Source organism: Algibacter sp. (assembly GCF_049667265.1).
In the GTDB taxonomy this organism is placed as follows: Bacteria; Bacteroidota; Bacteroidia; order Flavobacteriales; family Flavobacteriaceae; genus Algibacter_B.
In genome coordinates, this window is sequence record NZ_JBATHX010000197.1 from 1 (window position 1) to 13,397 (window position 13,397).

Annotated in this window: 8 protein-coding genes and 1 pseudogene; 8 read left to right on the forward strand and 1 reads right to left on the reverse strand. The window is 33.1% G+C overall.

Annotated features, from left to right (window positions below):
- The 4 genes and pseudogenes from WBN21_RS07530 to WBN21_RS07545 form a co-directional block, all read left to right on the forward strand.
- Window positions 1-472: pseudogene (locus tag WBN21_RS07530) on the forward strand (alpha-1,4-glucan--maltose-1-phosphate maltosyltransferase); the annotation flags it as partial.
- A gap of 5 nt (window positions 473-477) precedes the next feature.
- Window positions 478-2,109, forward strand: coding sequence for a trehalose synthase (locus WBN21_RS07535; RefSeq protein ID WP_424198969.1), 1,632 nt, complete (start codon window positions 478-480; stop codon window positions 2,107-2,109).
- A 3-nt stretch (window positions 2,110-2,112) separates the two neighbouring features.
- A complete protein-coding gene (gene glgB, locus WBN21_RS07540) occupies window positions 2,113-4,020 on the forward strand; it encodes a 1,4-alpha-glucan branching protein GlgB (protein ID WP_424198971.1) in 1,908 nt (635 codons plus the stop codon).
- A gap of 281 nt (window positions 4,021-4,301) precedes the next feature.
- Window positions 4,302-6,704 (forward strand): glycoside hydrolase family 31 protein, encoded by a 2,403-nt coding sequence (locus WBN21_RS07545; RefSeq protein WP_424198972.1) that lies wholly within the window; start codon window positions 4,302-4,304, stop codon window positions 6,702-6,704.
- Between the two features lie 124 nt (window positions 6,705-6,828).
- On the opposite strand, the gene WBN21_RS07550 is transcribed toward WBN21_RS07545, so the two are convergent.
- On the reverse strand, window positions 6,829-8,694 hold the full coding sequence (locus tag WBN21_RS07550; protein WP_424198974.1) for a cation:proton antiporter: 1,866 nt from the start codon (window positions 8,692-8,694) through the stop codon (window positions 6,829-6,831).
- A gap of 49 nt (window positions 8,695-8,743) precedes the next feature.
- Between WBN21_RS07550 and WBN21_RS07555 the strand changes: the two genes are divergently transcribed.
- The 4 genes from WBN21_RS07555 to WBN21_RS07570 all read left to right on the forward strand — a co-directional run.
- Window positions 8,744-9,646, forward strand: coding sequence for a universal stress protein (locus WBN21_RS07555; RefSeq protein ID WP_424198976.1), 903 nt, complete (start codon window positions 8,744-8,746; stop codon window positions 9,644-9,646).
- Window positions 9,643-11,844, forward strand: coding sequence for a SulP family inorganic anion transporter (locus tag WBN21_RS07560; RefSeq protein ID WP_424198978.1), 2,202 nt, complete (start codon window positions 9,643-9,645; stop codon window positions 11,842-11,844). The genes WBN21_RS07555 and WBN21_RS07560 overlap by 4 nt, the downstream gene beginning before the upstream one ends.
- A gap of 54 nt (window positions 11,845-11,898) precedes the next feature.
- Complete coding sequence (locus WBN21_RS07565; RefSeq protein ID WP_424198980.1) at window positions 11,899-12,759, forward strand: MBL fold metallo-hydrolase; 861 nt, start codon at window positions 11,899-11,901, stop codon at window positions 12,757-12,759.
- Window positions 12,760-12,788: 29 nt separating this feature from the next.
- The coding region (locus tag WBN21_RS07570) for a S8 family serine peptidase (RefSeq protein WP_424198982.1) at window positions 12,789-13,397 on the forward strand (609 nt) is incomplete at its 3' end.

The window sequence follows — 13,397 nt, forward strand, 5'->3', positions numbered from 1 at the left end:
TTCTAGTATTGGAATATATGGACCTGTTTTCGAATATATGTTATCTGAATCGCTACTTGGAAAAGAAGAATATTTAAATTCTGAAAAATTTCAAATAACGCACTATAACTGGGAAATCAAGAATAAACTAATCACCATTATTGCAAAAATTAATTATATACGGCACAATAATCCTGCGCTTCAACAAACTAATAATATTAAATTCTGCCATATAGGAAACGATAATTTATTGGCTTTCTATAAGTGGAATGATGACAGAACAAACCAAATATTTGTTATAATCAGTTTAGACTCTCACAATTCGCAACAAGGCACCGTACAAGTACCTTTGCATGATATTGGTGTACATCACGGACATAATCTTGAAATGCACGATTTAATTACAGATAGTCGTTACAATTGGAATAGCGAATGGTGCTTTGTAGAATTGCACCCTACTATGCCATTTCATATCTTCAAGATTAATAAATAAGTTTTATGACTGAAGAAGCCTCAATATCATCTATGAAACCTCTTTTTGAGTCTACCGACTCATGGGAAGTTTTGCTAGAAAATGAGGCGTTTTTAAAAACGTTTCTATCTGATGTTTTGGAGGCTTACATTACTAAACAACGTTGGTACGGAGGAAAATCTAGTCAATTAAAATATATAGAACTTGCTGAATATTTTAAAATTCAGCAGCATGGTGAAGTTTATTTTGGACTTATCCTTGAGGTTGATTTTGTTGAGGCTTTTTATCAGCATTATTTTTTACCAATTGCTTTTGTAACCGACAAAAATTTTGCAAAAAATGATAGGATTCTTCCCATTAGCCTTAATAATCAAGAGGGTTATATTATAGACGCAATAAATCTAGAATCTTTCAGGAAATTAGTTTTTGAGCGAATTGCCACGGCAACGCCAAAAGACACGACAAAAGTTCAGTATCATAAAAGTCATTTGTTTCATAATAAAACTTATGAATCGTCTCGGTTTATGGGTCTGGAACAAAGCAACACCTCAATAGTTTATAACGAAAAGTATGTGTTAAAATTTTTTAGAAGAATTTTTGCCGATAAAAATCCTGATTACGAAATGAGTCGATTTTTATCAGAAAAAAAAGAATTTAAAAACACACCTTCGTATTTAGGAAGTATTAATTTAGTGGATTCGGAAGACACAAATATTACCATTGGTTTAATGCAAGAAATGATACCAAATGAAGGTGATGCTTGGGATTATATGCTGAAAGAATTGCATATCGTATTTTCAAATTTAGAATCTAAAAAAATAGATATTGATAAACTTCCTAACACAGAGTTATTTCAAAGATTAACCATAGAAAATATTCCGCCTCAAATTATAGACTGGGTAGGTTTAAATTTATTCAATCAAATTAAAACTTTGGCTAAACGTACTGCAGAAATGCACATTACTTTAGGTTCGGAGTTTGAAGAAACAGCCTTTACACCAGCACATTACAATGGTGACTATACGGTTTGGTTAAAAAACAAAATGCTTTATCAGTTTCAAAACAGATTAAATATTATTGAAAATAGCCTGGATAAGTTAGATGGATTAGCGTCCACCCTAGCACAGGAATTTCTTGATAAAAAAAATATAATAAGAAAGCGTTTTGTAGATTTTGATTGGACCAAATTAAAAGGAGAAAGAATAAGGGTTCATGGCGATTATCATTTGGGTCAAGTTTTAGTAAAAGACAACGATTTTTACATTCTAGATTTTGAAGGGGAACCAGAAAGTACCATTCGAGACAGAAAAGTAAAACAACCGCCTTTAAAAGATGTTGCAGGCTTATTCAGGTCCTTTCATTATGCTATTTATGCCACTATTTTTAACCATAGCAAAACACATTATAAAGCCACACAAGGGGATTTGTTTAAAGCTTCCGAGGTTTTATACAGATATATTACCGGTTTGTTTTTAGGTACTTATGTAACCGAAACACAAAACGCAAATTTAAATTTAGGATACAATCAAGAGCGTATTTTTATTTTAAAATACTGCTTACTTGAAAAAGCAGTATATGAGTTAGGTTACGAACTTAACTCTCGTCCACAATGGGCGGTCATTCCTTTAAAAGGAATATCTAATATTATAAATCATTAATTTATGGCACAAGTAAAAGTTCACAGTTTATTTACCGAATTTGACATTAACCTTTTCAAAGCTGGAAAGCATTTTAGACTTTATGAAAAAATGGGCTCCCACCTTGTTACTGTTGATGGTATTGACGGTGTCTATTTTGCGGTTTGGGCGCCTACAGCAAAACAAGTATCTGTAATTGGCGATTTTAATTATTGGATGGAAGGCGAGCACCAATTAAACGTTCGTTGGGATTCTAGTGGTATTTGGGAAGGTTTTATTCCGCTTATTGGGAAAGGTGACTCTTATAAATACAAAATTCAAAGTCATAATAACGATATAAAAACTGAAAAGGCAGATCCCTATGCAAGGCGTTATGAGCATAACCCGAAAACAGCATCGATAGTTTGGGACGACGATTATAAGTGGAAAGATAAAGACTGGATGAAAACTCGTAAAAAGAATAATGCCATTGATGCACCCTATTCTGTTTATGAAGTTCATTTAGGATCTTGGAAAAGACATGCTGAAGAAGACCGCTTTTTATCATATTTTGAGTTAGCTGATGATTTAGTAAACTATGTACAAGAAATGAATTTTACACATGTAGAACTCATGCCAATTATGGAGTTTCCTTACGATCCGTCTTGGGGATATCAAGTTACAGGGTATTTTGCACCTACATCGCGTTTTGGTTACCCAGAAGAATTCAAATATCTAGTTGATAAATTACATCAAGCAGGTGTCGGTATTATTTTAGATTGGGTACCATCACACTTTCCTGAAGATGCACACGGACTAGGCTTCTTTGATGGTTCGCATTTATATGAGCATCCAGACAAAAGAAAAGGGTACCACCAAGATTGGAAAAGTTTAATTTTTAATTATGAACGTAATGAAGTACGCTCGTTCTTAATAAGTAATGCGGCTTTTTGGATGGATCAATACCATGCTGATGGTTTGCGTGTTGATGCTGTAGCCTCCATGTTATTCCTTGATTATTCAAGAGAAGATGGTGAATGGGAACCAAATATGTACGGCGGAAGAGAAAACCTAGCTGTAATAAGTTTCTTGAAAGAGCTAAATGAAGAAATTTATGCATCATTTCCAGACACACAAACTATTGCTGAAGAATCTACAGCTTTTCCAATGGTTTCTAAACCAACATTTGTTGGTGGCTTAGGTTTCGGAATGAAATGGATGATGGGTTGGATGCACGATACTCTGGATTATTTTTCCAAAGACCCAGCATACAGAAAATATCATCATAATGAAATTACTTTCAGTTTAGCTTATGCGTTTACTGAAAACTTTATGCTTCCTCTTTCACATGATGAAGTGGTTTATGGAAAGAATTCCATCTTAGGAAGAATGCCAGGTGATGAGTGGCAACGATTTGCTAATCTTCGTTTATTATACGGCTACATGTTTACACATCCAGGAACAAAATTACTATTCATGGGAAGTGAATTCGGGCAATATAACGAATGGAATTTCCAAGAAAGTTTAGATTGGAATTTGCTGGAATTTAAGCCACATCAAGATATGCTAAACTATTATAAGGCGCTTAATACTATTTATAAAAACACGCCAGCCCTTTATGAAAAAGGTTTTAGCGGAGAGGGTTTTGAATGGATAAGTTACGACGATTACGAAAACAGCGTGATTTCTTATATTAGAAAAGGCTATAAAGAAAAAGATAACGTAGTAGTCGTTTGCAATTTAACACCAGCTGTTAGAAAAAATTACAAAATTGGAGTTACAGCAAAAGGTAAGCTCATTGAAATATTTAATAGTGATGCCGAGGAGTTTGGCGGAAGTGGTATAGCAAACAAAAAAGAAACAACTATTAAAAAAGAAGCATGGAATGGAAAAGACTATTCAGCTGAAATAACGCTGCCGCCATTAGCAGTAACGGTATTTAAGTTTAAATAAGCTTTTACATCCTCAAAAGTAATGACTCCATTTATCTTTTTGAATCATTTTTTTATTTCAAAAAGGTAAATGGTTTGTTTTTTAAAACATATTTTTAGTCACCGTTTAAAAACCTGATTTAAGCAACCAAAATCTGCTCAATTACATGCCATTAAACTATCCACAATTTAAAAGGGTTTTTATGGTTTTTATTCAATAATAATAGTCTATTTTTTATAAAAAAAATATTCAAGGTCTTTAAAATTTAGTATTTTCGTCAATTATTATTGACCCGTCATTTTATGATATTAAATCAAGAATTAGAATATAAAGGGAATTTATTTCCAACAAAAATAATTTCATACAAAAAGAACCTCAACGTCCTATCATTTACTACTGAAAACGGCGTTGTATTAGAGGTTACTGTGCGAAGAGATAGTATCCTCAGATTTAGGTTTACAACAACAGGAATATTTGAAAACGATTTTTCATATGCTATAACCAAATATGCAAGTAGAGGTTATAACCATTTAGAAGTTACTGAAAATGCTGACGTATACATCATCACAACAGCGAAACTAATTTGTCATATTTCAAAATTGGATTTACGTTCATCTATTTATGATGCAAAAGATAATACTTTAATTTGCGAAGATGAGATCGGTTTCCATTGGGAAGAAAGTTATGAGAATGGCGGAGATATTGTGAAAATGTCTAAAACAGCGCAACCCGGCGAAAGTTTTTACGGTTTAGGAGATAAGCCTGTAGATAATAACCTTAAGGGAAAACGATTTGAAAACTGGGTAACAGATTCTTTTGCTTATGGCAGAGACTCAGACCCTATTTACAAAACCATTCCGTTTTTTACTGCATTACATACTAAAAAATCTTACGGTATATTTTTCGATAATACCTTTAGATCTTTTTTCGATTTTTGTCATGAACGAAGAAACATAACAAGTTTTTGGGCACAAGGTGGCGAAATGAATTACTATTTCATTTATGGCCCAGAAATGTCAGATGTGGTTGTAAACTATACTGATTTAACAGGTAAACCCCACGAAATGCCAGCATTATGGACATTGGGTTACCACCAATGCAAATGGAGTTATTACCCAGAATCTAATGTTAAAGAAATTACTTCTAAATTTAGAAAATTAAAAATTCCTTGTGACGCTATCTATTTAGATATTGATTATATGGAAGGGTTTCGATGCTTTACTTGGAGCGAAGAATATTTTCCAAACCCAAAAAGAATGGTTAAGGAATTAGCCGATGATGGCTTTAAAACCATTGTTATTATTGATCCAGGAATTAAAATAGATATGGATTATTCTATTTTTAGAGAAGGTCTTGAAAAAGATTATTTCTGTAAGCGTGCAGATGGCCCTTATATGAAAGGTAAAGTTTGGCCTGGTGAGTGTTACTTCCCCGATTTTACAAATCCGGAGGTAAGGGAATGGTGGTCTAACTTGTTTAAAGAATTAGTAGAAGATATTGGCGTAAAAGGAGTTTGGAACGATATGAACGAGCCAGCGGTAATGGATGTTCCTGGAAAAACATTCCCTAATGATGTTAGACATGATTACGACGGAAACCCTTGTAGCCACAGAAAAGCACATAATATTTATGGTATGCAAATGGCGCGAGCTACATACCAGGGTTTAAAGAAATTCTCTTACCCAAAAAGACCTTTTGTTATTACAAGAGCAGCTTACTCAGGTACGCAGCGTTATACATCAACCTGGACTGGAGATAATGTAGCAACCTGGGATCATTTAAATATTGCTAATTTGCAAGCACAACGCATGTGTATGTCGGGTTTCTCGTTTGTAGGTTCTGATATTGGAGGGTTTGCAGAACAACCAGATGGCGAATTATATGCGCGCTGGATTCAGTTAGGGATTTTCCATCCATTTTGCAGAACACACTCCTCTGGAGACCATGGTGATCAAGAACCTTGGGCATTTGGGAAAAAAATAACAGATATTGTAAGGAAGTTTATTGAAATAAGATATCAATTACTACCTTATTTGTATACTGCGTTTTGGAGATATGCTGAAGATGGTGTTCCCATCTTAAAATCATTGGTATTATACGATCAAAATGACTTGCAAACATATTACCGAAATGATGAGTTTATATTTGGTGAAAAGTTACTTGTATGCCCTATTACAGGACCAAACCAAAAAGGAAGACGCATGTATATTCCTGAAGGAAAATGGTTTAATTACTGGACCGATGAATTAATAGAAGGTGGCACAGAACATTGGGTTGATGCCGATTTGGATAGTATGCCAATTTTTGTAAAAGAAGGAGCTATAATTCCTAAATATCCTATCCAACAATACGTAGGTGAAAAAACTATTGATGAGCTAATGCTAGATGTATATTATACTGAAGGTAAAGAAACTTCTCAAGTTTATGAAGATGCAACCGATGGTTATGATTATATAAAAGGCCGTTTTAGTTTAAGGGACTTTAAGCTGTCAGGAAAGAAAAATGAGTTAATTATTCAACAACATAAATCGGGTAAGTTCACAACAACTTACAAAACGTTTAAAGTAAGTTTACATGGTTTGCCATTCAAAATTTCTAAAGTAGAAGTTGATAATGTTGAAATTCCATTTAAAGACCTTAAACTAAATGGCAATAATACTTTTACGCTTGCAAAGGAATTTACAGCACTACATATTATAGGTTAGATATACCCGTTTAATAATTATAAAAAAGCCTTTCTTTTAAAAGAAAGGCTTTTTTATAATACTAATACTGATTTAAATAACAATTAAAAGGCCTCACAAAATTGTTAAATGAAAAACAAAAGATTTAATCATTACCTACTTGAGGCTCCACAGTCGGCACCGCTTCAACATCAAAGGGTTTTCCTAAATAAACCAATTGATAACCATCCTTGATGTTTTGAAACTCCAAATTGTAAGATGAAATAATATGGAACTCACCTTCATTGTCTTTCACAAATAAAGGGATGATATCAGGATCGTCATTTGAAATTTTTATCAATTCATCATAATGTGCTTTATCTTCTAAATCAATTTCTTGAATAGATGGATATGCCCGAGTTAATTCCAATAAAGCACTATAATCATCTTTATGAGAAAATAAGCCTTCTTTTGGGTTGTTTGTGTCATCTAACATTTCCTGCGTGGTCACCAATCTATAAGACCCATTTTCACCAAATTGCTTTCCAAATTTATTAATAGCGTATTTATTAATTTCGGGATTGCCTGTTAATGCCATTATAAAACCAACATCACTTAGTTCAATATTATCCAATAACGTATCAGAGTAAATATTTGTGCTTATAGCCTCTAAACCTAATTCTTTCGCTCTTGCAATATTGCTATCGTTACTATCAATAAGTACCACGTGTCGTCCATTAGTTGCAAGATAATGCCCCAATAATCTTGATACTTTTGATGCGCCAATAATTAAAATACCTTCCGATTTTTTTAGAAATACACCAACCATTTTTGCAAATAGTCTTGCAGTAGTTGCGTTTAATAAAACGGTTCCTAATACAATCATAAAAACAAGCGGCGTAATGTATTCTGCGCCTTCAACCCCTTGTTTTAAAAGTTTGCTACCAAAAAGCGATGCGATACCAGCAGCCACTATTCCTCTAGGCCCAACCCAACTTATAAAAATCTTTTCATTTGTTTTTAATTTAGAGCCCATAGTACTTAAAAATACTGCTGCAGGTCTAATTAAAAACACTACGGCAGCAAAAAGCACTACCGTTTTCCACGAGTAAAGCAATAACATATCTTCAATATTGATATTGGCAGCCAAAAGAATAAATAATATGGATATTAAAAGAATACTAAGTGACTCCTTGAAATACAGTAACTCCTTTAAATTATGAAGTTTTCCGTTACCTATTACCATTCCCATTACCACAACAGCAAGTAACCCTGATTCATGAGCAAAAACTTCAGATTCAACAAAAACCAATAAAACAGTTGATAGAGAGACCACATTTAATAAGTAATGCGGAATAAGTTTTTTATTAATAGCGAATGCCAAAGCATGCGCAAAGGTAAACCCGAATGTAGTTCCGAAAAGAATAATTTTACCAAACTCCATTAATGCCGTTTTTGTAAAACCACTATCGCCTTCTACGCTAATAAATTCAAATACCAATACCGCTACCAATGCCCCAATGGGGTCAATTAAAATACCTTCCCATTTTAAAACGGTTGAAATATCTTTTTTAAGCGGAATATTTCTTAAAATAGGTGTTATTACAGTTGGGCCAGTAACTATTATTAACCCAGAAAACAAAAAGGACAATTGCCAACTTAACTCAAAAATAAAATGAGCCAATACCCCAGCGCCGAAAAAAGTAACGGCAGAACCTAGTGTAATTAATTTAGTAATTACAGGGCCTACATTTTCAATTTCAGAACGTTTTAAAGTTAAACCACCTTCAAAAAGGATAATACTAATGGCTAACGAAACAAAGTAATACAAGCCATCTCCAGGAAATAATCCTTTTTCTCCATTCCAAATAGGTTCAATCCATTTTGAGCCATCTTCACTTAAATACTCTGCTGCAATTGGGCCAACTAGAAGACCAATTAAAATTAAAGGTAAAATAGCTGGTATTTTGAATTTCCATGCTACCCATTGTGCCAATATTCCTAAAATGATAATTCCTGCGAGTTCTAACATAGGCTAAATTGTTTTTTAAAACACGAATTTAAGTAAAACCCATGATTTTATGTTTTCAAAAAATGTTATCTTTCAATTTTTGCATAAAAACTTAATAAAACTTGTGTATTTAAAGCCTTTTAAAAGTATTGGAATTGGGGTAGCATATTCCCCAAACTTAAAAGCTAACCTTTTTGAGGCAGCTAGGTTGTCGGTTTTTTTCGGAGCAAAATTGTTTTTAATTCATGTAGGCGACCATTCCGAAGAAAAAACTAACATGCTGGAAATCATTCTAAAAAGTTTTGAAAAAGATAAACTCGATTATGAAGTTGTTTTTAAACCTGGTGATCCGGTTGATGTCATTTTATCCATTTCTGAAGAAAAAAAAATAGACTTATTAATTCTAGGAGCAGTTAAACGCGAAAAGATTCTTAAATACTATATAGGCTCTATAGCTAGAAAAATTACCCGACAAGCAAAATGCTCCATTTTATTATTAATTAAACCATCTGTGGAACGAGTTCCTTGCCAACACATTGTAGTAAATGGTTTAAAAGACCCCAAAACCAAGCAAACCATTACTACCGCCTTTTATGTGGCTAAACAACTTCAATCTGAAAAAATAACTATTGTTGAGGAAATTAGTCAAGATGAACTTGCGGTAAAAGTTGATGATGATATATCGCTGAGGCGTGCCAATATTGCTAAAGAGCGTATTAAGCTTAGAGAAAACTCGAGAGTTAATCAAATAATCACCCATATTCCTGAGGCATATACTGAAAATAAAATCATAAAATTACAGCCTATTTTTGGAAAAAGAGGATATTCCATAGGGCATTATGCACAAATTTCAAGAGCCGATTTATTGATTATGAATGGCCCATCAAAAATGACATTTTGGGATCGATTATTCCCCCATGATATAGAACATATTTTAACCGAATTACCAACCGATGTTTTAATCCTTCAATGAATAAAAAAAATAAAAACATAAAAACATTTTTTAAAACCTTACCTAAAAACATTTTTTCTGGTTTTGTAGTAAGTCTTATTGCTTTACCTTTAGGTTTAGGTCTTGCTATGGCTAGTGATGCACCTCCCATTGCAGGTATTATTGCTGCCATTGTAGGCGGCATAGTGGTGTCTATCTTAGGAGGTAGCCATGTTACCATCGTTGGGCCAGGAAACGGTTTAGTTGGTGTGCTTTTGGTTGCTATTACCACTTTAGGTTTGGAAAGTGCTTATGTTGCCATTATGTTTTCGGGTGTATTGCTTTTATTGCTTGGTTTTTTTAGAATGGGTGCTCTTGCCGATTTTTTTCCATCTTCAGCCATACAAGGTATGCTTGCAGCCATTGGTCTAATTATTTTAGGAAAACAATTTCACATTATGCTTGCTCATAAAATTAAACGAGCAGATACAATTGATTATCTTTTAGAAATTCCATTCACAATAAATGATGCGGTTCATTATGAAAATAAAGGCTTAATTTTTGCCGCTTTTGCAGGTATTTTAAGTTTAACTATTATGCTTTTTTATACAAAAATCAGGAATAAATATTTACAACTTATTCCTGCCCCAATGTGGATCGTTATTTTATCCATTGGATTTAGTTATTATTTTGAATTTGCTTTACACGAACCAAACCCAATTGCTCCAGAATACATGGTTTCTGGAATACCAAGTATTCAAAAAATTATTGCAGATATACCAACACCTAATTTTAGTGGTATTTGGAGTTTTGCCTTTTTAGGAAGCGTTTTAGCCTTAACGCTTATTTCAAGTATAGAATCACTTTTAAGCATTAAAGCGGTTGATCAATTAGACCCTGAAAAAAGGCGCTCGAATGTAAACAGAGATTTAAAAGCACTTGGAGTAGCAACTATAGGTAGTGGCTTATTAGGAGGTTTAAATGTGGTAACAGTTATTGCTCGTAGTTCGGTTAATGTTAATCAAGGGGCAAGTAATCGATCCTCAAATTTTTTCCACGCCCTATTTTTAGTGGCTTTTATTGTGTTTTTTAGCACACAACTTACGCGTATTCCACTTCCGGCACTTATGGCTATTTTAGTGTTTACAGGATATAAATTAGCATCGCCAAAGGTGATTACCAAAATGTTTTCTATTGGTAAAGAGCAGCTTATCATCTTTTTTGTAACACTCATAGTAACTTTAAAAATAGGCTTAATAACTGGTATCATTGCTGGTGTTATTACTACCTTTATTATTCACGTAATTATTAATAGGCATTTAGGTATAGGTTTATTTATTAGAAATTTTTTAAAACCAAATGTATTAATGTTTAAAGAGCAAGGTGAAAAAGACAATTACTATGTAAGTGTTAAGCATTTTTGCAGCTTCATAAATTATTTCAGACTAAAAAAACATTTAAATGCTATTCCAGAAAACAAAGATGTTGTTGTAGATTTTTCTTTGTGCAACTTTGTTGACGATACCGTTTTAGAAAACATTCATGATTATCAAGAATTGTTTGATAAACGCGGTGGGCATTTTGATGTGGTTGGATTAGATATGCATGACACAGAAACCAAACACCCTTTTGCCTCAAGGCGTTTGCTTCCAGTTCCAAAAATCATAAAAAACAGTTTAACTAGGCGTCAAACAAGTATGGAAAATTTGGCAAAAAACTATAATTTAACCTATACCTCGAAAAGGCACAAAAAGGTGTCATTTTTAAATAGCTTTTCATTTTTTGCAACTAAGCACATCAACCATATTTACAATAAATTATCTGATAATGATAGGGCAATCACATTCTTTGATATTGAATTTTCAGAAGGTGAATTAATAACTAAAGAGGACCTTAGAAAAACCATGCTTCATATTGATTTAAAATTTGATATTCCAGAATTCACCCTTGACAAAGAAGGGTTTCTTGAGAAAGTTTCGGCTTTTGCTGGATTTAAAGATATTCCCATCGAAAATCATGAAGATTTTTCTAATCGTTTCTATTTACTAGGTAAAAATGAAGCAGGCATTGCTAAGTTTTTTAATGATGATGTGACGCATTTCTTTGAAAGCAATCCATATTATCATGTTGAATCTAATGGTAATGCATTATTAATTTTTGGAAAAGAGCGTTTAGCAAGTGTGAAAGAAATTAAAGCACTTTATGACTTCGGTAAACGTTTAAAGAAAGTAATTTCTTAATATATTCTTAACTTTTTATAGGATTTGCTATAGATTTCTTAATTTTACATCCCTATGAATTTATACCCAATTAATGCTGGAAACTTAAAGCTTGATGGCGGCGCTATGTTTGGCGTTGTACCAAAGACTTTGTGGAACAGAACAAACCCTGCCGACGCCAACAATATGATTGATATTGCTACGCGATGTTTATTAATTGAAGATGGCAATCGCCTGATTTTAATTGATACAGGAATGGGTAACAAACAATCTGATAAATTTTACAGCTATTACCATCTTTGGGGAGATTATAGTTTAGATAAATCCTTAAAGTCTTTCGGATTTCATCGTGATGATATCACCGATGTGTTTATGACACATTTACATTTTGATCATTGCGGAGGTAGTATCCAATGGAATAAAGATAAAACGGGTTACCAACCGGCTTTTAAAAACGCTCATTTTTGGAGCAATCAAGACCATTGGAAATGGGCAACAGAGCCTAACAGACGTGAAATTGCATCATTTTTAAAGGAAAATATTTTACCCATGGAAGCAAGTGGTCAATTAAAATTCACCGCACTTCCAGCAAATAATTTACTTAAGAATTCCGAACTTGGTTTCGATATTTTTTTTGCTGATGGCCATACCGATAAGCAAATGATTCCCTTAATAAAATATCAAAATAAAACCATTGCTTTTATGGCCGATTTATTACCAACCGTTGGCCATTTACCGCTGCCATACGTTATGGGATATGATACTAGGCCATTATTAACACTTAATGAAAAAGAAAGCTTTTTAAATATGGCTGCAAATAATAATTTCTATTTATTTTTGGAACACGATGCCCAAAATGAAATTATAACGGTTCAAAACACCGAAAAAGGCGTTCGATTAAAAGATGTTTACACTTCCCAAGAAATATTCAAATAAATTTACAAATGACTAATTCATATTACACCATGAGATCAATTAAATTAATAGCAACTTCTGCATTTTTTGCAGTTTTAATGTCTGGCTGTGGAGGTACTGCACCAGTTTTATCAACACCCGTTGAAAATATTGACACAACCCCACTAAAAGTTTCTGAACTTACAGAGGCAGAAAAACACAATTGGGGACATTTAGATTTAGTTAAAGACACCATTCCTGGAATGAGTGTAGATAAAGCTTATGCTGAAATTATAAAAAATAAAAAAGGTAAAAAGGTTATTGTAGCCGTTATAGATTCTGGAATTGACATAGATCATGAAGATTTAAACGATGTTATTTGGACCAATAAAGATGAAATTCCAGGAAACGGAATTGACGATGATAAAAACGGCTATGTAGATGATGTCCATGGATGGAATTTTTTAGGTGATGGCTATAATGAACAATTAGAATTTGTTAGAATTTTAGCAAGTGGAGATACCAATAATCCAGATTATGCGAATGCCAAAGCTGAATATGATACTGAATATCAAAAATGGTTAGGCAGAAAAACACAATACGAGCAAATTTTTCAACAAATAAAAACGGCAGATGCAACTTTAACAAATCATTTTGGTAAAAAAGATTACACCAAAAAA